Genomic DNA, 20,765 nt, shown 5'->3' on the forward strand with positions numbered 1-20,765 from the left:
CGATCGAGGTCCCGCCGATCGGCGGTGACGCGAGGAGCCTTCACGTGCAGGAGATCGAGGCGCGGGCGCTGGCGCCGGCGGAGCCGGCGCTGAACGTCGCCGACCTCCTCGCCCTGCGTGTGCGCAGCACGCCCGGCCGCCCGCTGTTCGCGAAGCCGCAGGGCGACGGCTGGCACGACGTGACCGCCGCCGCCTTCGAGCGCGAGGTGATCGCCGTCGCGAAGGGCCTCGTCGCATCCGGCGTCGAGCCCGGCGACCGCATCGGGCTGCTCGCTCGCACGAGCTACGAGTGGACGCTCGTCGACTTCGCCGCCTGGTACGCGGGCGCCCTCGTCGTGCCGGTGTACGAGACGAGCGCGCCCGAGCAGGTGCGATGGATCCTCACCGACTCCGGCGCCCGCGGCGTCGTCGTCGAGACGGCCGAGCACTACACACGGGTCGACGAGGTGCTGCCCGATCTGCCCGACGTCGACCTCGTCTGGCAGCTCCACCTCGGCGACCTCGCGAAGCTCGCCGAGCGCGGCCGCGGGATCGACGACGCCGAGATCGACCGGCGGCGGCAGCTCGCCACCGAGACCGACGTCGCCACGATCATCTACACGGCGGGCACCACCGGGCGCCCCAAGGGGTGCGTGCTCACGCACGGCAACTTCGTCGAGCTCGCCCGCAACACGACCCTCGCGATCCCCGAGGTCGTCAACGAGCGCGCGTCGACGCTCCTCTTCATCACCCTCGCGCACGTGTTCGCACGCTTCATCTCGGTGCTCGCCGTGCACGGCGGCGTGCAGGTCGGGCACCAGGCCGACACGTCACGGCTGCTGCCGGCGCTCGCGTCGTTCCAGCCGACGTTCCTGCTCGCGGTCCCCCGGGTGTTCGAGAAGGTCTACAACTCCGCCGAGCAGAAGGCCGAGAGCAGCGGCCGCGGCGACGTCTTCCGCTGGGCGGCCGCCACCGGCATCGCCTGGAGCGAGGCGAAGGACGCGGGTCACGTGCCCGCGGCGCTCGCCGCGAAGTACGCGGTCGCGAACGCGCTCGTGTTCCGCACCCTGCGCCGGGCGCTCGGCGGGCACGTCCGGTGGGCCGTGTCCGGGTCGGCGCCGCTCGGCGTGCGGCTCGGGCACTTCTACCGGGCCATCGGCGTGACGATCCTCGAGGGCTACGGGCTCACCGAGACGACGGCGCCGACCACCGTCAACCGGCCGTCGCGCTTCAAGATCGGCACGGTCGGCACGGTGCTGCCGGGCATCGCGGTGCGCATCGCCGACGACGGCGAGGTCGAGACCCGTGGCATCCAGGTGTTCCGCGAGTACTGGCGGAACCCCGAGGCGACCGCCGAGACGTTCGACGACGGGTGGTTCCGCACCGGCGACCTCGGCCGCCTCGACGACGATGGCTACCTCACGATCACCGGCCGCAAGAAGGAGATCATCGTCACCGCGGGCGGCAAGAACGTCGCGCCCGCCGAGCTCGAGGACGCGATGCGGGCGAACCCGATCGTGAGCCAGGTGGTGGTCGTCGGCGACGGGCGCCCGTTCATCGCCGCGCTCGTCACGCTCGACGCCGACATGCTGCCCACCTGGCTCACGAACCACGGCGAGGACCCGTCCCTCTCCCCTGCGCAGGCGGCCGAGCTGCCGGCGGTGCGCGACGAGGTGCAGCGGGCCGTCGACGCCGCGAACACGCACGTGTCCCGGGCGGAGGGCATCCGCGCCTTCGCGATCCTGCCCACGGACTTCAGCGAGGCCGACGGCACGTTGACGCCGAAGCTGAGCATCAAGCGGCACGTCATCCTCGAGCGGCACGCCGCCGACATCGAGCGCCTCTACAGCGACGCGAAGCGCAGCCGCGAGACCGCGGCGCACTGACCTCCGGCCCGGCGCCGAGGCCGCCCTCAGGGGGTGCGGCTCAGGAACCAGGGCGACCGGCGCACCGCCGCCATCGCCTCGCGGCGCACCTCGGGCTCGAGCCGCTGCAGGTAGACCCGGCCGTCGAGGTGGTCCTGCTCGTGCTGCAGCGCCTCGGCCAGCACCCCCTCACCGACGACCTCAGCCGTGCTCCCGTCGAGCAGCCGGCCGGTCGAGCGCGCCCAGGGGTGGCGGCGGATCGGGAAGCTGAGGTCGGGCACGGAGAGGCAGCCCTCGTCGAACAGCGTCGGCTCGCCGCGCACCTCGGCGAGCTCGGGGTCGAGCAGGTAGCCGACCTGCCCGTCGACGTTGTAGGCGAAGGCGCGGGTGGCGACGCCGATCTGGTTCGCGGCGACGCCCGCGCGTCCGGGCACCCTCACGGTGTCGAGCAGGTCCTGCACGAGGGCCTCGAGCCGCTCGTCCGGCTCCCCCGCGGGCTCGGCCACGGTGCGCAGCACCGGGTCGCCGAAGAGTCGGATGTCGCGGACGGTCACGCCGTCAAGCGTGTCAGACCTCGACCTCGCGCCTCGCCGGGAGCCCGTCGACGACGAGCGCCGCGAGCTCGCGCGACGCGTCCTTCGTGGTCTGCTTCAGGTCCTTGTACGAGACGACGGAGCCGGCGGCGAGCTGCGCGTCGTAGGGGATGCGCACGATCGCGCGCACGCGGCTCGCGAAGTGGGTCTCGATCTCGTCGAGCTTCACGAGACTCGTGCCGTGCGTCGCCGTGTTGATCGCGACGACGGCGTTGCGGACGAGGTCGCCGTACCCGTTCGCCTCGAGCCACGTGAGGGTCTCGGAGGCGAGCCGCGCCTCGTCGACGCTGCCGCCCGACACGATCACGACGGAGTCCGCCCGCTGGAGCGTCGCCCGCATGACCGAGTGGACGATGCCGGTGCCGCAGTCGGTGAGGACGATCGAGTAGTAGCGAGCGGCGAGGTCGGCGACGACGTTGTAGTCGTTCTCGTCGAACGCCTCCGAGAGCAGTGGGTCGGTGTCCGACGCGAGGATGTCGAGGCGCGTCTCGTCGCGGGAGACCAGCGTGCTGAAGTCGGTGAAGCCGGTGATCGCGCTCGCACGGGTGACGACGTCGCGGACGGTCGCGCGGGTCTGCTTGGGCACCCGCTCGGACAGCGTGCCGCGGTCCGGGTTCGCGTCGACGGCGATGATGCGGTCCTCGCGCAGCGTGGCGAGGGTCATGCCGAGCAGCGTTGTGACGGTCGTCTTGCCGACGCCGCCCTTGCGGGTGAGCACCGGCACGAACCGGGTGCCGCCCTCGAACTGCTTCGCGATGCGGCCCGCCTGCTCCTTGCGGATGCGCTCGATCGCGGAGTCGCCGAGGTTCAGCTTCTTGAAGGTGGCGGCGTAGACGAACCTGTTCCACGTGCCGGTCGGCGCCTGCCGCGGCCGCCCGCCGCCCTCGATGAGGCGGTCGGGCGTGAGCATCGCCGCCGACTCGGGCTCACCCGCGGGCGTGCCGGCGCGGCGCTCGCGCCTCGTCGCGGTGCCTGCGCCGTCGAGTCGCGGGACCTCGCCGGTCGCGCCGGGCAGGTGGCCGCCGAGCGGACCGTGCGGGCTGACCCGCGCGCCGCCCAGCAGGGCGTCGTAGGCGGCGCCGGTGCGGCGCGGGACGGCGGGCATGCCGCCGGTGGTGCGCGGCAGGCCTCCCGTGGTGCGCGGAACGGGACCGGTCGTGCGCGCGATCGCGCCCGTGCTGAACGCCTGGGGGCCGGTGACCCGGTCGCCGCTCGGGCGCCACGGCTCGGGGGCGGCCTCGATCGCCGGGACGTCACCCGTGCTCGCGAGGAGCGAGATGCTCGCCGTGCCGGCCGGGGCGAGCCCGCCGGGGTCGATCGTGCTGTCGTCGATGCGGACCCGCGCCTCGTCCTCGGGCATCTCGCTCCGCGGCAGGGGCGGCAGCTCGACTTCGATGGAGGGGTGCTCGGCCAGGCGGGCGCGCTCCTCGAGCAGGCGGGTGAGACCCGGCCGGACCAGCGTGCCGGTGTGCGTCGCGCGAGCGGGACGGACGTCCTCGTGCTCGGGGGCGGCGGACGCGACGTCGGGGACCGCCGCGGACGCGACGCCGACCTCGTCCCCGGCGGCGCGGGTCACGAGGCTCACCTGGAGCGGCTCGTCGTGGCGCGACGCGTCGCCGTGGCCTGCGGGCAGGTCCGGCTTCTTGCGCTTGTTCGCCACGGCTTCAGCTCCCTTGACGGGGGTCACGGGTTCGACTCTAACTTGAGGGTTGCGCCGTCCCCCGGAGGCGCGCCACGCGGGTTGGGGGCGTGTCGCGGGCGCCGGAGCTCTGGGCGTCGCCGCGGGGTGGAGCCAGGAGGGGAGGCCATTTCTGGCCTCCCCCGCGACCCCAGCGCCGGAGCCCGTCCCGGGCTCCGGAGGACGACGAGCCCGAGTCCGCGCCCGCCGCGTCGCTCATTCCACCACGACGAGCAGATCCCCCGCCTCGACCTGCGCGGTGCCCTGCACCGCGAGCCGGCCGACGGAGCCGGCGACGGGCGTCGTGATCGACGCCTCCATCTTCATGGCCTCGATCGTCGCGATCGTCTCGCCGGGCTCGACCCGCTGCCCCTGCTCGACCTTGACGGTGACGACCCCCGCGAAGGGCGCGCCGACGTGGCCGGCGCGGTTCGGGTCGGCCTTCTCCGCCGACCGGGTCACGACCGTGATGCTCCGGTCGCGCACGTACACGGGTCGGAGCTGCCCGTTCAGGGTGGTCATGACCGTGCGCATGCCCTTGTCGTCGGCCTCGCCGATCGCCTCGAGCCCCACGAACAGCAGCACGCCCCGGCCGATGCGCACGATGTGCTCGGCCCCGGGCTGCAGCCCGTAGAGGTAGTCGGCGGTGTCGAGCACGGAGAGGTCGCCGAACTGCTCGCGCTGCTCGGTGAAGATGCGCGTCGGCCCCGGGAACAGCAGGCGGTTCAGGGTCGCGCGACGGGTGGCGCCGTCGCCGTCGAGCGCGGCCCGGTCGTCATCGGAGAGCGGCGTGACGCCCACCTTCACGTCGCGGCCGGCGAGCACCCGGCTCCGGAACGGCTCCGGCCACCCGCCGGGCAGGTCGCCGAGCTCACCGGCCATGAAGCCGATCACCGAGTCGGGGATGTCGTAGCGCTCGGGGTGCTCCTCGAAGTCGTGCGGGTCGGCCTCGGTGGCCGCCAGCTGGAGGGCGAGGTCGCCGACGACCTTCGACGACGGCGTCACCTTCGGGATGCGCCCGAGGATCTCGTTCGAGGCGGCGTAGAGGTCCTCGATCAGCTCGAACCGGTCGGCGAGCCCGAGCGCGATCGCCTGCTGGCGGAGGTTCGAGAGCTGGCCGCCCGGGATCTCGTGCTTGTAGACCCGGCCCGTCGGCCCCGGCAGACCGGACTCGAACGGCTTGTAGAGGCCGCGGACGGCCTCCCAGTACGGCTCGAGGTCGGACACGGCCTGCAGCGGGATGCCGGTGTCGCGCTCGGTGTGCGCGAGCGCGGCGACGAGTGCCGAGAAGGAGGGCTGGCTCGTCGTGCCGGCCATCGGCGCGCTCGCCACGTCGACCGCGTCCGCCCCCGCGGCGCTGGCGGCGAGCAGCGTGGCGAGCTGGCCGCCCGCGGTGTCGTGCGTGTGCACGTGCACGGGGAGCTCGAACTCCTGGCGCAGCGCGGTGACGAGCTTCGCGGCGGCGAAGGGGCGCAGCAGGCCCGCCATGTCCTTGATGGCGAGCACGTGCGCACCCGCCTGCACCATCTGCTCGGCGAGGCGCAGGTAGTAGTCGAGCGTGTACAGCGTCTCGTTCGGGTCGAGGAGGTCCGCGGTGTAGCAGAGGCCCGTCTCGGCGACGGCGGTACCGGTGGCGAGCACCGCGTCGACCGCCGGCCGGATCTGCGCCACGTCGTTCAGCGCGTCGAAGATGCGGAACACGTCGACGCCGGTCGCGGCGGCCTCACGCACGAACGCGTCGGTCACCTCGGTCGGATACGGGGTGTAGCCGACCGTGTTGCGGCCGCGGAGCAGCATCTGGATCGCGACGTTCGGCAGCGCCTCCCGCAGCGTGGCGAGCCGCTCCCAGGGGTCCTCGCCGAGGAAGCGCAGCGCGACGTCGTAGGTCGCGCCGCCCCACGCCTCGACGGTGAGCAGCTGCGGGGTGAGCCGCGCGACGTGCGGCGCGACGGCAGCGAGGTCGCGGGTGCGCACGCGGGTGGCGAGCAGCGACTGGTGCGCGTCGCGGAAGGTGGTCTCGGTGACGGCGAGCGCGGTCTGCTCGCGGAGCGCCTTCGCCCAGCCCGCGGGGCCGAGCTCGAGCAGCCGCTGCCTCGAACCCGCGGGAGCCGGTGCGTGCAGGTCCACGGCGGGCAGCTTGTCGGCGGGCCGGGGTCCGCGGGGCAGGGCGCCGTTCGGCTGGTTCACCGTGACGTCGGCGAGGTGGTTCAGGATCTTCGTGCCGCGGTCGCGCGACGGGTTCTGGCGGAAGAGCCCCGGACGCTCCTCGATGAACGAGGTCGAGAGGTCGCCGGCGGCGAACGACGGGTCGTCGAGCACGGCCTGCAGGAACGGGATGTTCGTGGCGACGCCGCGGATGCGGAACTCGGCGAGGGCCCGCTTCTCGCGGGCGACGGCGGCCCCGAAGTCGCGGCCCCGGCAGGTGAGCTTCGCGAGCATCGAGTCGAAGTGCGGGCTGATCTGCGCGCCCGGGTTGATCGTGCCGCCGTCGAGGCGCACGCCCGCACCGCCCGGCGACCGGTAGGTGGTGATGCGGCCGGTGTCGGGACGGAAGTTCGCGTTCGGGTCCTCGGTCGTGATGCGGCACTGCAGCGCCGCCCCGCGGATCCGCAGGTCCTCCTGGCGGAGCCCGAGATCGGCCATCGTCTCCCCCGCGGCGATGCGCATCTGCGACTGCACGAGGTCGACGTCGGTGATCTCCTCCGTCACCGTGTGCTCGACCTGGATGCGGGGGTTCATCTCGATGAAGACGTGCTCCCCCGCACGGTCGCCCGCGGTGTCGAGCAGGAACTCGACGGTGCCGGCGTTCACGTAGCCGATCGACTCGGCGAAGGCGACGGCGTCGCGGTAGAGGGCTTGCCGGACGTCGTCGGAGAGGTTCGGCGCCGGAGCGATCTCGACGACCTTCTGGTGCCGCCGCTGCACGGAGCAGTCGCGCTCGAAGAGGTGCAGGGTGGTGCCCGCGCCGTCGGCGAGGATCTGCACCTCGATGTGCCGCGGCCGCAGCACGGCCTGCTCGAGGAACATCGTGGGGTCGCCGAAGGCGCTGTCGGCCTCGCGCATCGCGCTCTCGAGCGCCTCCGCCAGGTCCTCGCGGCGCTCGACGCGCCGCATGCCGCGGCCGCCACCGCCCGCGACGGCCTTCGCGAAGATCGGGAAGCCGATGCCGTCCGCGGCGGCGAGCAGCTCCTCGAGGTCGCTGCTCGGCGCCGACGACCTGAGCACCGGCACGCCGGCGGCGATCGCCTGCTCCTTCGCGGTCACCTTGTTGCCGGCGGAGCGGAGCACGCGGGCGGGCGGCCCGATGAAGGTGATGCCGTTCGCCTCGCACGCCTCGGCGAGGCCGGGGTTCTCGGACAGGAAGCCGTAGCCCGGGTAGACGGCGTCGGCACCCGACTCCTTCGCGACGCGGATGATCTCGGCCACGTCGAGGTAGGCGCGCACCGGGTGCCCGGGCTCGCCGATCAGGTAGGCCTCGTCGGCCTTCTGCCGGTGCAGCGAGTCGCGGTCCTCGTACGGGAAGACCGCGACGGTGCGCGCGCCCAGCTCGTACGCGGCCCGGAAGGCACGGATGGCGATCTCGCCGCGGTTGGCGACCAGGATCTTCTCGAACACTTCGCCGGACTCCTCGCTGTCGACGCGCGGGGGGTGTCGTCCCCGGAGACTCCCCGGGCACGCCGCTAACCTAGTGGCCGTGCATGTGCTGAGCGTCTCCTCGCTGAAGGGCGGCGTCGGGAAGACGACGGTGACGCTGGGCCTCGCATCCGCGGCCTATGCGAAGGGTGTCCCGACCCTCGTCGTCGATCTCGACCCGCAGGCCGATGTCTCGACCGGCATGGACGTGCCCGTCTCGCCGGTGAACGTGGCCGACGTGCTCGCCTCGCCGAAGGAGAAGACGGTCCGCCAGGCCATCACGCCGAGCGGCTGGACGCGCGGACGCGGCGGCATCATCGACGTGATGGTCGGGTCGCCGTCCGCCATCAACTTCGACGGGCCGCACCCGTCGGTGCGCGACATCTGGAAGCTCGAGGAGGCCCTCGCGCACGTCGAGGCCGAGTACGACCTCGTGCTCGTCGACTGCGCGCCGAGCCTCAACGCCCTCACGCGCACCGCGTGGGCCGCGAGCGACCGGGTCACGGTCGTCACGGAGCCGGGCCTGTTCTCGGTGGCCGCAGCCGACCGCGCCCTGCGCGCGATCGAGGAGATCCGCCGCGGCCTGTCGCCGCGCCTCCAGCCGCTCGGGATCGTCGTGAACCGCGCGCGCATGCAGAGCCTCGAGCACCAGTTCCGCATCAAGGAGCTGCGCGACATGTTCGGCCCGCTGGTGCTCAGCCCGCAGCTGCCGGAGCGCACGTCGCTGCAGCAGGCGCAGGGCGCGGCGAAGCCGCTGCACGTGTGGCCGGGTGAGAGCGCCCAGGAGCTCGCGGGCATGTTCGACCAGCTGCTCGAGCGCATCCTGCGCACGGGACGCGTCGGCGAGTACGCGACGGGCCCGGTCCAGCAGGTCGCGAAGGGCGCCTGAGCCCCTCCCCTGCGCGGTCGCGGTCCCCGACCGTGCGGCCTCCGCGTCGCGGCCGTCCGGGACCGCGTGTAGGTACTTCGCCCTGGCGTAGGTACTGAAGCCGCGTGTCGCACCTACACGAGGGCGGATCACCTACACGCGGTACTCGGCCGGACGCCGCGGTGGACGTCGCGCGGTAGCCGTGGTTCCGCGGTACGCATGCCGACCGCGTCGCGCCAGCAGCGCCGTGTGCCCCGTGGGTATGCCGTGGGGAGACCAGTAGGCGTCCGTGCGCATACAGGCGTCCCCACGGCATGCGGAAGCGCTCGCGGCCGGAGACGCGACGCGGGTGCCCGCGCCGATCAGGTCGGCGCGGGCACCCGCGGAAGTCGTCGCTGCTGCGGAAGGCTCAGCCGGCGGCCCGCGCCGCGCGGCGCTGCGCCAGCTCGTCCATCGGGTCCGAGGTCTCGGCGTCGAGCTCGACGAGGTTCGACTCGACCTCGCGGAGCACCTTGCCCACCGCGATGCCGAACACACCCTGGCCGCGGTTGACGAGGTCGATGACCTCCTCGTTCGACGTGCACAGGTACACGCTCGCGCCGTCGCTCATCAGCGTGGTCTGCGCGAGGCTCGTGATGCCCGCGTCACGAAGCTGCTCGACCGCGGTGCGGATCTGCTGCAACGACACCCCCGTGTCGAGCAGGCGCTTCACGAGCTTGAGCACCAGGATGTCGCGGAAGCCGTACAGCCGCTGGGAGCCGCTCCCCGCCGCCCCGCGGATCGTCGGCTCGACGAGTCCTGTCCTCGCCCAGTAGTCGAGCTGCCGGTACGTGATCCCCGCGGCCCGCGCGGCGATCACGCCGCGGTAGCCAGCAGAGTCGTCCAACTCCGGCATGCCGTCTGTGAACAGCAAGCCGAGGTCGTACCGGTCTTCGCTCCGGTTCACCTCAGTCATGTAGGACTGCCTTCCACCCCCCATGCGCCCCCGCCAACGGCGGGGCCGCGTTCGGAGGTCACGCTACAGAGCGGGAGCCCCTCGGGCAACGACATCCGGACACGGGGGTCTGGCGTGTCGCACCGGGTATGGGGCAGGGGGTCACGACGCGTGCTTCGCGAGGGCCTGCTTCACGAGCGCCGACCGGACGGTCTCGATGCGGTTCGCGAGCTCGATCGCGCGCTCGTCGGCCTTCGCCCGGCTCGCCGCGTCGGGCCGCCGGCGCATCGGCAGCAACGCGTTCGCGACGAGCTCGATCTCGCGCTCGGCGGCGATGCGCATGGCCCGCAGGTGCCGGGGCTCGATGCCCGCGACGCGGAGGTCGACGAGCGCCTTCAGCGTCGCGACCGCGGTCTCGTCGTACGCGTCGGTCGCCGGCATCAGCCCGTTCGAGACCGCGTCGTTCAGCAGGTCGGCCTTCGCCTCGGTCTCGGCGAGCAGCTCGTCGCGCGTGAAGCGGCGCTCGGTGCCGAGGATCGACGGCGCACCGGCGGCGGTGCCCGGCCAGGCCGGCTCGCGGCCGGCATCGAGGTCGGCGAGGTACTTGCGGATGACCTTGAGCGGCAGGTAGTGGTCGCGCTGCATGAGCAGCACGAGCGTGATGCGCTCGATGTCGGCCTGGGTGAAGCTGCGGTAGCCGGACGCGGTGCGTGCCGGCTGGATGAGGCCGCGGTCCTCGAGGAAGCGCAGCTTCGACGGGCTGAGCTCGGGGAAGTCGTCCGCGAGCCGGCCGAGCACCTGCCCGATGCTGAACGTGGTGGGCAGCGTCGCCGGCTCGCGACGCTGCGGCAGCACGGCGCTCACCTCGCGGCGAGGCGGGCGAGGTCGAGGCGCGAGGCGTAGAAGGTGAGCCGGAACTTGCCGATCTGCACCTCGGCCCCGTCGGAGAGGAGCGCCGTCTCGATGCGGACGCCGTCGAAGTAGGTGCCGTTCAGGCTGCCGAGATCCTTCACCTCGAAGGCCGTGCCGTGGCGCGTGAACTGCGCGTGGCGACGGGAGACGGTGACGTCGTCGAGGAAGATGTCGGCCGACGGGTGCCGCCCCGCGATGGTGACGTCCTGGTCGAGGAGGAACCGCGCCCCCACGTTCGGGCCGCGGCGCACGACGAGCAGGGCCGAGCCCGACGGCAGCGCGTTCACCGCGGCCTGCTCCTCGGAGGAGCGGCCCTGCATGGCGGCGAGCTGGGAGCCGAACTCGTAGCCGAACGACGCGGTGGTCTCGGGGCCCGTGTAGGCCTCGTGACGGCGTCCTCGGCGGCGATCGTCGCGCTCATCGACCATTCGGCGACCTCCTTCGGCGCTCCAGGCTAGCGGGTCCCCTCGGCGTGTCGTTCCGCCTCGGTCGATCCGCCGTCGCATCGGGATGCCGGATGCGGCATCGAGTCTCAAGTAGAGCACGAGGGCCGGGACCGCCGCCAGGTGCGGGCGCCGCTGCGCCGCTTCCGGCCGTCGTCGGACGCCGCCGCTACCGTGACGACATGTCCTGCATCCGGTTCAACACCTCGGCGCAGCGCACGGCCATGCGGCAGGACGGCAGGAGCCTCTCCGCGGCGGATGCCGCGGTGCTGCACCTCGCGCCGCCCGTGACCGAGAGCAAGATCGCGCGGCTGCGGCTGCTCGCCGGGTCGCCGCAGCCGGGCATCAGGCAGAGCGTCGCCTCGAACCGGCACGCGCCCGCCGACCTGCTCGAGGCGCTCGCGGCCGACGCCGATCCCGCGGTGCGGGGCGAGGTGGCCCGCAACGAGACGGTCCCGCAGAGCCTGCTCACGGCGCTCGCGGGCGACCGCGACCCGCGGGTGCGCTGCTGGGTCGTGCTGAACCCGGGCCTCCCGCTGCCGCTCGTCGAAGGCCTGGCGGGCGACCGCGACGCGCAGGTGCGGCGGCTCGCCGGCTGGCGGCTCGACGCGGAGCGCGCTTCGCAGCCCGTCGAGGAGCCGGCTCAGCCCAGCTGATCGGGGCTCAGCCGACCGAGCAGGTCGCCCGGCCGCTCCCCCGCGGCACCCGCCGCCTCGACGCGCTCCCGCAGCCCCCGGTCGGCGGTGACGACCCGCGTGCGGTACCCCTGCCCGAGCAGGTCCAGGGTCACGTCCACGATCGCGTCGTCCCCGGAGCCCGGTGCGGCGACCAGCTCGACCGGCTCGGGTGCGGTCGCTCCACGGGCCTCGCCCTCGACGACCGCGACGACGCGCGGCCAGCGCACGACGACCGGCAGGGGCCCGTCGGCGGCCGGCTCGTCGAACCCGGCCGCGGTTCGGGCCGCCAGAGCGGCGAGCAGCCGCTCCGCGGCGCCTCGCCGGTCCCGCCACCAGCCGTCGGGTCGCGAGCCCATCACGTTCGCCACGTCGACGACGAGCGCGTCGCGCTGCGGCAGCAGGGCGCGCAGCCGCGGCCAGGCGTCCGCGAAGCCGGGGTGCAGCGGGCGCGCGTCGACCTCGTCGGCCGCGACCCACTCGAGGCCGGTGCTCTCGCGGTCCGACACCGCGACGGGCAGCTCGGCCGGGGCGTCGGCCGCGACCGTCGTGTAGCTCCAGACGTCGAGGTCGAGCCGCACCGCGAACCGCGGCCGGAGCGCGGCCGCGTCGATGCCGGTCTCCTCCCGCGCCTCGCGCAGCGCCCCCTCGAGCGCGGTCTCCCCCAGGTCGCGGGCGCCTCCGGGCAGCCCCCAGGTGCCGCCGAAGTGGCTCCACTCGACGCGGTGCTGCAGCAGCACCGCTCCCGCGGGACTCACGGCCAGCAGCCCGGCGGCGCCGGCGCGGCCCCAGAAGCGACGCCCGTCGGGCAGCTCGACCCATCCGTCCCCGGAAGGCCGCGCACCCGATCCCGCCACGCCGATCAGGCTAGGCGCGCCCGCTGGACGAACGACGGCCCGGCCCTTCCGGATGCGGAAGGGCCGGGCCGGGGTGGAGCGGGGTCAAGCGACCTGCGCCACCGGCTGGGCGGACGCGGTGGCCGAGGGCTCCTCGACGGCCTGCCGCGCACCGGGCCGGACGAACCGCTTCAGCGCGATCAGCACGACGGCGGTGACGACCGCGCCGATCACGATGGTGAGGAACCAGAGCAGGAACGACACGAGGAACGTCGGGCCGATCGCGAAGAACACGAAGATGCCGCCGTGCGGCGCGCGGCTCTGCAGGCCGAGCGCCATCGAGAGCGCGCCGGTCACGGCGCCGCCCACCATGCTCGAGGGGATGACGCGCAGCGGGTCGGCCGCGGCGAACGGGATGGCGCCCTCGGAGATGAAGGACGCGCCGAGCAGCCAGGCGGCGGCGCCGTTCTCCCGCTCGACCTCGCTGAAGCCGCGGCGGTAGAGCACGGTGGACGCGAGCGCCATCGCGATCGGGGGCACCATGCCGGCGGCCATGACCGCGGCCATGATGCGGAAGCTGCCCGTGCCGCCCGCCGCGAGACCGGTGGTGGCGAAGACGTAGGCCGTCTTGTTCACGGGGCCGCCGAGGTCGAAGCACATCATGAGGCCGAGGACGATGCCGAGCAGGATCGCGCCGGCGCCGTTCAGGCCGTTCAGCCAGGCGGTGAGGCCCTTCGTGATCGCCGCGATGGGACCGCCGAGCACGAGGATCATGAGGCCGGAGCTGATGATCGACGCGAGCAGCGGGATGATGACGACCGGCATCAGGCCGCGCAGCCAGCGCGGCACCGCGGGGCGCCCGATCAGCAGCGCGGCGTACCCGGCGAGGAAGCCGCCGACGATGCCGCCGAGGAAGCCCGCCCCGAGGAACCCGGAGACCGCGCCGGCGACGAAGCCGGGGGCGATGCCCGGCCGGTCGGCGATCGCGTAGGCGATGTAGCCGGCGAGCGCGGGGACGAGGAAGCCGAAGCTCAGGCCACCGATCTGGAACAGCACCGCGCCCAGGTAGTAGAGGAGGCCCTGCGGCGGCAGGTGGAAGAGGGTGTAGTTCGTGAGCGTCGTCACGGCGTTGTTCGCCGCTGCGCCCTTCGGCGTGAGGGCGATGCCGTAGCCCGCGAACAGGAAGCCGAGGGCGATGAGCAGGCCGCCCGCGGCGACGAACGAGATCATGTAGCTGACGCCGGTGAGCAGCACCCGCTTGATCGTCGCGCCGACGCTCTCACCCGCGCGCGGGCCGGTGGAGGTGCCGCCCGCGGCGGAGCCGGCGCCCTGCACGCGCGGGGCGTTCGGGTCGGACGCCGCGGCGATCGCCTCGCGGATCATGTCGTCCGGGTGGTCGATGCCGCGCTTCACCGGCGCCTGCACGACGGGCTTGCCGGCGAACCGGCCGCGGTCGCGCACGTCGACGTCGTTCGCGAAGATCACCGCGCCGGCACGCTCGATGAGCGCCGGGTCGAGCGGGGTCGAGCCCGCGGAGCCCTGCGTCTCGATGTGCAGCTCGACCCCGAGCTTCTTCGCCGCGTTGGTGAGGGCGTCGGCCGCCATGTAGGTGTGGGCGATGCCGGTGGCGCAGGACGTGATGCCGACGAGCAGCGGCCCGCCGCCGCTCGCCGCCGGCGCGCTCGACGCGGCACGGTTCTCCGCCGCGGCCTGCGCGGGCTCGTCCGCGGTCGCCCGCTCGACGAGCTCGACGATGCGCTCGGGCGTCGGGGCGGAGCGGAGCTCGGCGACGAAGGACTCGTCGATGAGCGAGCGGGCGAGCTTCGCGAGCAGCGCGAGGTGCAGCTGGCCGGCGCCGTCGGGGGCGGCGATGAAGAACACGATGTCGGCGGGCCCGTCGAAGGCGCCGAAGTCGACGCCGGGCTGCAGGCGCGCCATCGCGAGCGTCGGCTCGAGCACCGCCTTCGAGCGGCAGTGCGGGATGGCGATGCCGCCCGGCACGCCCGTGTCCGTCTTCTGCTCGCGTGCCCACGCGTCGGCGTAGAGGCCGTCGACCTCGGTGGCGCGGCCGGCGGCGACGACCCGCTCGGCGAGCGCGCGGATCACCCCCTGCCGGTCGGTGCCGAGGTCGGCGTCGAGCAGGACGAGGTCCCGCGTGATGAGGGCTGGCATGGCGCTCCTTCAGGGATGAGGGGGTCGACGGGAGGGAGGACGGTCGGAGGAGGGAGGGGGAAACCGGTCAGGCGACGACGACCTCGACGTCCGCTGCGGCGAGCGCGGCGGCGAGGTCCCCGTCGGGGGCGCGGTCGGTGACGAGGGTGTCGATGTCGGCGAGCTCGGCGAAGCGCATGAACGACTCCTCGCCGTGCTTCGAGGAGTCGACGAGCGCGATGGTGCGGCGGGCCGAGCGGACCATCGCGGCCTTCACGGCGGCCTCGCGCTCGTCGGGGGTGGAGAGGCCGAACGAGGCGGACAGGCCGTTCGCGCCGACGAAGGCGAGGTCGGGCCGCAGACGGGCGAAGCCCTCGACGGTGGCGGCGCCGACGGCGGCGCTCGTGGTGGGGCGGACGACGCCGCCGATCGCGTGGACGGCGAGCGCGCGGTTGTCCTGCAGCCGCAGCACGAGCGGCATCGCGTTCGTGACGACGTCGAGCGTCGTCCCGCCCTCGGGGCTCCAGTCGGCGAGGAGGTCGGCGAGCGCGCCGGTCGTGGATCCGGCGTCGAGCGCGACGGAGGCGGGCACCGTGCGCGGCACGAGGGCGAGCGCAGCACGGGCGATGGCGCGCTTCGCGGCGCTGTTGCGCTCCGTGCGCTCCTGCAGCCCGAGCTCGAAGCCGCTGCCGGCCCGGACGGCGCCCCCGTGCACCCGGCGCAGCACCCCGGCGCCCTCGAGCAGGTCGAGGTCCCGCCGGATGGTCTCGCCGGTCACGTCGAGCGAGCGCGCGAGCGAGGCGACCGAGACGCGCCCCGCCGCGTCGAGCTGCTCGAGGATCCGGTGGTGCCGCTCCGTCGCGTACATGTGCTGCCCCGCCCCCGGGCCGCAGTGCCCGGATCTGTGTTCGTGTGGAGGCTAGCCCAACAATCAACAGATGTGAAGACCGAATCGGACTCAAACGAAGAAGAGCGCCGGACGCCGCTCGGGACGTCCGGCGCTCACCGGAGGAGTGCGGTCGGACCCGCTAGCCGCGCTCCGCGAGGCGGTCGAAGGCCGCGTCCAGCTCGTCGTCGACCTGCTGCGCGTCCTCATGGGCGTCGAACCAGGCCAGGGTGCGCCGCGCGCCCTCGACGTACGGGATCGTCGTCGTGAACTCGGGCACGATGCGGCGCAGCTTCGTCGTGTCGAACACCATCGAGTGCGCCTTGTCGCCGACGAGGCCCGGTCCCTTGTCGGGCAGCTCGCGGGCGATCGTCTCGGACGCGACGTGCACGAGGGTCGGCTCCGCGCCCGCCGCGCGCCCGAGCCAGGTGTACACCTGGTCCCATGTCGGCGCGGAGTCGCCGGTGATCGTGTAGGCGTTGCCGACGGTCTCGGGGCGACCGAGCAGGCCGACGAAGCCCACGGCGAAGTCGTCGGTGTGCGTCAGGGTCCACTGGGTCGTGCCGTCCCCGTGCACGATCACCGGCTTGCCCTGCCGCATCCGTGCGATGTCGGTCCAGCCGCCGAGAGTCGGGAGCGTCGAGTCGTCGTAGGTGTGCGACGGCCGCACGATCGTCATCGGCAGGTCGTCGTCGCGGTAGGCGCGCATCAGCAGGTCCTCGCACGCGATCTTGTCGCGCGAGTACTGCCAGAACGGGTTCTTCAGCGGCGTCGACTCGGTGACGGGCACCGACGCCGGCGGCTTCTGGTACGCGGACGCGCTCGAGATGAAGACGTACTGGCCGGTGCGACCGCGGAAGCGGTCGAGGTCGGTCTGCACGTGCTCCGGGGTGAACGCGAGGAACTGCGCGACGACGTCGAACTCGCGGTCGCCGAGCGCCGCGTCGACCGCGGCCGCGTCGCGCTGATCGGCGACGAGCGTCTCGACGCTGTCGGGCAGCGGTCGGTGGGTGGTGCGGCCGCGGTTCAGCACGGTGACCTCATGGCCGCGGGCGGCGGCCAGCCGCACGCTCGCGGAGCTGATGATCCCGGAGCCGCCGAGGAACAGGATGCGGAGGGGCATGGATCTCCTTGTCGTCGGCGCCGAGGCCCGCTCGGCGCGCCACCGCGAACGGCTCGGGCCGTCCCGTGGGCCGCCCTCGCCGAGCCCACACTACGAGCGCGCCCCCTCGCCCGCCTGGACGCCCGACGTGCGCTGCAGCGGGCCTCAATACGATCGAGGTCAGGCATCGACGAGGAGGCGCGCATGGCCGGACGGACGCTCGACCTGGGCGGGGTGGTCGTCGCGACGACCCTGCCCTTCACCCCCGACGACGACGCCCCCGGTGGCCTCGCGGTCGACCACGAGCGGTACGCCGCGCACTGCTCCTGGCTCGTCGACAACGGCGTGCGGGGCGTCGGCCCGAACGGCTCGCTCGGCGAGTACTCGTCGCTCACCGACGAGGAGCGCCGGCAGGTCGTGCGCACGGCGGTCGACGCGGTCGGCGACCGGGCGCTCGTCATCGCCGGGGTGCACGGCGTCGGCTGGCACCAGGCGAGGCGCTGGGCCGAGCTCGCCGCCGAGGACGGCGCCGACGGGGTGCTGCTGCTGCCGCCCACGCTGTACCGCGCGAACCGGCAGGAGGTGCTGACCCACTACGCGAAGGTGGCCGAGGTCGGCCTGCCGATCATGATGTACAACAACCCGATCGACACGAAGGTCGACCTCGTGCCCGACCTCGTCGCCGAGCTCGCGGCGCTGCCCGAGGTCGTCGCCATCAAGGAGTTCTCCCTCGACGCCCGGCGGGTGCGCGAGATCCGCGAGCGGTGCGACATCGACGTCATCGCGGGCGCCGACGACCTGCTGTTCGAGGCGCTCGTCTCCGGCGCCACCGGGTGGTTCGCCGGCTACCCGAACGCCTTCCCGCGCGAGGCGGTCCGGCTCTACGACCTGCTCACCGCCGGGCGCATCGACGAGGGGCGTGCGCTCTTCACCGAGATGGCTCCGGTCTTCTCCTGGGACTCGAGGACGGAGTTCGTGCAGGCGATCAAGTACTCGATCGACGTCGCGGGCGAGAGCACCGGCGGCCCGACGAGGCCGCCGCGCGGGCCGCTCCCGGCCGAGCAGCAGGCGGTGATCCGCCGCGACACCGAGCGGGCGCTCGCCGCCGGCCGTGCACTGCTGCAGGCGTAGCCGGTGCGCGCCGCGCGGCTGATCAGCGCCGTCGACTCGCACACGGAGGGCATGCCGACCCGCGTCGTCACCGGCGGCGTCGCGCCCGTCCCCGGCGCGACCATGAACGAGCGACGCCGGTACTTCCAGGAGCACCTCGACGACCTGCGCCACTTCCTCATGGACGAGCCGCGCGGCCACCCGGCGATGAGCGGCGCGATCCTGCAGCCGCCCACCCGGGCCGACTGCGACTGGGGCGTGCTCTACATCGAGGTGTCGGGCCTGCTGCCGATGTGCGGGCACGGCACGATCGGCGTCGCGACCGTGCTCGTCGAGACGGGGATGGTGCCGGTCGTCGAGCCGGTGACGACGATCAGGCTCGACACCCCCGCAGGCCTCGTCGTCGCCACCGTCGCCGTCCGCGACGGGCACGCCGACTCGGTCACGATCGAGAACGTGCCGAGCTACCCCGAGCGCCTCGACGCCCGCATCGACGTCCCGGGCCACGGCACCGTGCCCTACAGCCTCGCCTTCGGCGGCAACTTCTACGCGATGGTGGAGCTCGACGCGGTCGGCCTGCCGTTCGAGCGCGCCGCCGCCCGCCCGATCCTCGACGCGGGTCTCGCGATCATGCGGGCGATCAACGAGACGGACGCGCCGCACCACCCGGAGATCGCGGGGGTGGACGTCTGCCACCACGTCGAGTTCCTCGCGCCCGGCGCCGGCGCGCGGCACTCCCGCCACGCGATGGCCATCCATCCCGGCTGGTTCGACCGCTCCCCCTGCGGCACCGGCACCTCGGCGCGCATGGCCGAGCTCTGGGGACGCGGCGAGCTGCCGCTTCTCCAGGACTTCGTGAACGAGTCGTTCCTCGGCACGCGGTTCGTCGGCCGGCTCGTCCGCGAGACCACGGTCGCCGGGCGGCCGGCGGTCGTGCCGACGATCACGGGGCGGGCGTGGGTCACCGGCCGCGCCGACTACCTGCTCGACCCCACCGACCCGTTCCCGCACGGCTTCGTCTTCGAACCCGTGCCCTGAGCATCCGCCGGGTGCGGCGACACCCGGCGTGGCTATCGTGGCGCCGACGGGATCGGTCGGAGGACGAACGATGGTGAAGAAGAGCAAGAACAAGGCCGACGACACGGCCAGGGGCGCGAAGCGCGGCAAGGGCGCCGCGAAGCGCGGTGCGGCGGCGAGCGCGGGCGACGCGCTCCGCGACGCGGTCGCGCTGCTGACGGTGCCCACGCCCGGCGGCGGCGGCGCTCGGGCCAAGAAGGACCGCGGCAAGAAGGACGCCGGCAAGAAGGGCAAGAAGGCCCGGAAGGCCGAGGCGAAGGACCGGAAGCGGCAGGCGAAGGCCGAGAAGGCCGCGCGCAAGGCCCAGAAGGCCGAGGCACGGCAGGGCCGGCGGTCGCAGCAGGCCGGAGGGAAGCCCGCCGGCGACGCCGCCCGCCCGCAGCCGGACCAGGTCGAGGTGCTGAAGCTCGCGCTCCGCGACACCGAGGCGAAGCTCGTCGACGCGGAGCACCGCCTGCGGCAGGTGCAGCAGCAGCTCGACGACGAGCGCCGCGCGCTCGCCCTCGCGGCCGAGGAGCGCGCGGCCGAGCAGCGGGTCGACGCGGCGGTCGAGGCGACCGTCGCCGACGCCCTGCTCGGCGCCGAGCTCGCCGCTGCCGCCGCCCCGCAGGAGACCGTCGCCGACGTGGCCCGGGACGTCGCGGAGCGGCTCGACGACGCGACCGCGCAGGCCGAGGTGGCGGACCCCGAGGCGCCTCCCGTCGAGGCCGCCATCGATGCGGCCGCGGTCTTCACCCGGGACGAGCCCGCCCTGCCCGCGACGCCGTCGCCCGCGGGCGGCGGGACCGTGGACGCCGCCGCGGGCGACCGGGCCTACACGCCGCCGCTCCCCCACGCGCCCCAGGACGGCCGGCCGAACGACTCGTGGACCCTCGTGCACCTCCGCCAGGAGGCGAAGCGACGGGGGCTCCAGGGCGTCTCGAACCTCCCGAAGCACGCGCTCGTCGAGCGGCTGAACGAGTAGTCGGTCATCCGCCGTCACCTGCGGCGGCAGCGTGCCTCCGGCTCCTACCCTGGAGCGGATGCGTCCCTCGTCCCTGCTCCCCGGCCCCGCCCGGACGGACCCGGCGATGCCGGGCGTCGCCGACTCGGTGCTCGACCTCATCGGCCGGACCCCGGTCGTCCGGCTCGGCGTGCTCGCACGCGCCGTCGCGCCGCAGGTGCTCGTGAAGCTCGAGGGCCGCAACCCCGGCGGCAGCGCGAAGGACCGCCCCGCGCTCTCCATGATCCGCGCTGCCGAGGCCGCGGGCGACCTCGCACCCGGCGCGACGATCGTCGAGTCCACCTCCGGCAACACCGGCGTGGGCCTCGCGCTCGTCGGGCGTCTCACCGGGCACCCCGTGGTGCTCGTGCACGGCCCGAACATGTCCGCCGAGAAGCGGGCGACGGCCGCGCTCTACGGGGCCGAGCTCGTCGAGGCCGACTGGGACGCGGGCCCCGACGACCCCGACAACCCGCGGGCCGTCGCCGACCGCATCGCGGCCGAGCGCGGCGCCTGGCGCAGCCACCAGTACGACAACCACGCGAACCCGTCGGCGCACTACCGCTCCACCGGTCCGGAGATCTGGGAGCAGACCGGCGGCCGGGTGACGCACCTCGTCGCCGGCATCGGCACGGGCGGCACGATCTCGGGCACGGGGCGCTTCCTCAAGGAGGCGAGCGGCGGCGCGGTGCGCGTCATCGGCGCGAACCCCGAGGGCTCCACCTACGGCGGCGGCGCGCCCGGGGAGATCCGCGTCGAGGGGGTCGGCACCCGCTGGCCGCGGAGCCACTGGCCCGCCAGCTTCGACGCCGGGGTGCCCGACGAGGTGCGGAGCGCTTCGGACGACGTCGTCTTCGAGACGGTGCGCCGGCTCGCCGCGGAGGAGGCGCTGCTGCTCGGCCCCTCCTCGGGCCTCGCGGTCGCCGTCGCGCTCGAGGTCGCCGCCGGGCTGACCGCCGACGACGTGGTCGTCGTCGTGTCGTCGGACGGCGGCGGGAACTACCTGTCCGAGGCGCTGGGAGGCCCACGATGACCCTGCGAG

Annotated in this window: 17 protein-coding genes; 7 read left to right on the top strand and 10 right to left on the bottom strand. The window is 74.0% G+C overall.

All coding sequences use genetic code 11. The annotated features are described in order from the left end of the window. Positions 1 to 44 precede the first annotated feature (44 nt). Positions 45 to 1,865 (top strand): AMP-dependent synthetase/ligase, encoded by a 1,821-nt coding sequence (locus QDR37_RS12270; protein ID WP_279714060.1) that lies wholly within the window; start codon positions 45 to 47, stop codon positions 1,863 to 1,865. A 26-nt stretch (positions 1,866 to 1,891) separates the two neighbouring features. Here QDR37_RS12270 and QDR37_RS12275 read toward each other — a convergent pair whose 3' ends face one another. The 3 genes from QDR37_RS12275 to QDR37_RS12285 form a co-directional block, all read right to left on the bottom strand. Continuing rightward, positions 1,892 to 2,398 (bottom strand): peptide deformylase, encoded by a 507-nt coding sequence (locus QDR37_RS12275; protein ID WP_279714061.1) that lies wholly within the window; start codon positions 2,396 to 2,398, stop codon positions 1,892 to 1,894. Between the two features lie 13 nt (positions 2,399 to 2,411). Next, on the bottom strand, positions 2,412 to 4,124 hold the full coding sequence (locus QDR37_RS12280; protein ID WP_279714062.1) for a MinD/ParA family protein: 1,713 nt from the start codon (positions 4,122 to 4,124) through the stop codon (positions 2,412 to 2,414). Positions 4,125 to 4,331: 207 nt separating this feature from the next. Then, complete coding sequence (locus QDR37_RS12285; protein WP_279714063.1) at positions 4,332 to 7,730, bottom strand: pyruvate carboxylase; 3,399 nt, start codon at positions 7,728 to 7,730, stop codon at positions 4,332 to 4,334. Positions 7,731 to 7,809: 79 nt separating this feature from the next. Between QDR37_RS12285 and QDR37_RS12290 the strand changes: the two genes are divergently transcribed. Further along, positions 7,810 to 8,637: a ParA family protein gene (locus QDR37_RS12290; protein WP_279714064.1), complete on the top strand. Its 828-nt coding sequence runs from the start codon at positions 7,810 to 7,812 to the stop codon at positions 8,635 to 8,637. A 388-nt stretch (positions 8,638 to 9,025) separates the two neighbouring features. Here QDR37_RS12290 and QDR37_RS12295 read toward each other — a convergent pair whose 3' ends face one another. The 3 genes from QDR37_RS12295 to QDR37_RS12305 all read right to left on the bottom strand — a co-directional run bounded on the left by QDR37_RS12295 (position 9,026) and on the right by QDR37_RS12305 (position 10,890). After that, complete coding sequence (locus tag QDR37_RS12295) at positions 9,026 to 9,571, bottom strand: MerR family transcriptional regulator (protein WP_279714065.1); 546 nt, start codon at positions 9,569 to 9,571, stop codon at positions 9,026 to 9,028. A gap of 141 nt (positions 9,572 to 9,712) precedes the next feature. After that, on the bottom strand, positions 9,713 to 10,405 hold the full coding sequence (locus QDR37_RS12300; RefSeq protein WP_279714066.1) for a MerR family transcriptional regulator: 693 nt from the start codon (positions 10,403 to 10,405) through the stop codon (positions 9,713 to 9,715). A gap of 5 nt (positions 10,406 to 10,410) precedes the next feature. Continuing rightward, a complete protein-coding gene (locus tag QDR37_RS12305; protein ID WP_279714067.1) occupies positions 10,411 to 10,890 on the bottom strand; it encodes an FHA domain-containing protein in 480 nt (159 codons plus the stop codon). Positions 10,891 to 11,087: 197 nt separating this feature from the next. Between QDR37_RS12305 and QDR37_RS12310 the strand changes: the two genes are divergently transcribed. Further along, positions 11,088 to 11,561, top strand: a complete 474-nt coding sequence (locus QDR37_RS12310) for a hypothetical protein (RefSeq protein ID WP_279714068.1) — start codon at positions 11,088 to 11,090, stop codon at positions 11,559 to 11,561. Here QDR37_RS12310 and QDR37_RS12315 read toward each other — a convergent pair. The 4 genes from QDR37_RS12315 to QDR37_RS12330 form a co-directional block, all read right to left on the bottom strand. After that, entirely contained in the window at positions 11,549 to 12,436 is an 888-nt protein-coding gene (locus QDR37_RS12315) for an NUDIX hydrolase (protein ID WP_279714069.1), read from the bottom strand. The genes QDR37_RS12310 and QDR37_RS12315 overlap by 13 nt on opposite strands. A gap of 84 nt (positions 12,437 to 12,520) precedes the next feature. Further along, entirely contained in the window at positions 12,521 to 14,587 is a 2,067-nt protein-coding gene (locus QDR37_RS12320) for a fructose-specific PTS transporter subunit EIIC (RefSeq protein ID WP_279714070.1), read from the bottom strand. A gap of 67 nt (positions 14,588 to 14,654) precedes the next feature. Next, a complete protein-coding gene (locus tag QDR37_RS12325) occupies positions 14,655 to 15,434 on the bottom strand; it encodes a DeoR/GlpR family DNA-binding transcription regulator (protein ID WP_279714071.1) in 780 nt (259 codons plus the stop codon). Between the two features lie 160 nt (positions 15,435 to 15,594). Then, complete coding sequence (locus QDR37_RS12330) at positions 15,595 to 16,575, bottom strand: SDR family oxidoreductase (RefSeq protein ID WP_279714072.1); 981 nt, start codon at positions 16,573 to 16,575, stop codon at positions 15,595 to 15,597. 183 nt (positions 16,576 to 16,758) lie between these two features. Here QDR37_RS12330 and QDR37_RS12335 point away from each other — a divergent pair, with 183 nt between their 5' ends. From QDR37_RS12335 to QDR37_RS12350, 4 genes are all read left to right on the top strand, one after another. Continuing rightward, positions 16,759 to 17,685, top strand: coding sequence for a dihydrodipicolinate synthase family protein (locus tag QDR37_RS12335; RefSeq protein ID WP_279714073.1), 927 nt, complete (start codon positions 16,759 to 16,761; stop codon positions 17,683 to 17,685). A 3-nt stretch (positions 17,686 to 17,688) separates the two neighbouring features. After that, the gene (locus QDR37_RS12340; RefSeq protein WP_279714074.1) at positions 17,689 to 18,702 is read left to right on the top strand and encodes a proline racemase family protein; all 1,014 of its coding nucleotides are present in this window, start codon (positions 17,689 to 17,691) and stop codon (positions 18,700 to 18,702) included. Positions 18,703 to 18,772: 70 nt separating this feature from the next. Continuing rightward, positions 18,773 to 19,705, top strand: a complete 933-nt coding sequence (locus QDR37_RS12345; RefSeq protein WP_279714075.1) for a hypothetical protein — start codon at positions 18,773 to 18,775, stop codon at positions 19,703 to 19,705. Positions 19,706 to 19,763: 58 nt separating this feature from the next. Beyond that, positions 19,764 to 20,756, top strand: coding sequence for a PLP-dependent cysteine synthase family protein (locus QDR37_RS12350; RefSeq protein WP_279714076.1), 993 nt, complete (start codon positions 19,764 to 19,766; stop codon positions 20,754 to 20,756). Positions 20,757 to 20,765 lie beyond the last annotated feature (9 nt).

Source organism: Amnibacterium sp. CER49 (genome assembly GCF_029846255.1).
Taxonomy (GTDB): Bacteria; Actinomycetota; Actinomycetes; order Actinomycetales; family Microbacteriaceae; genus Amnibacterium.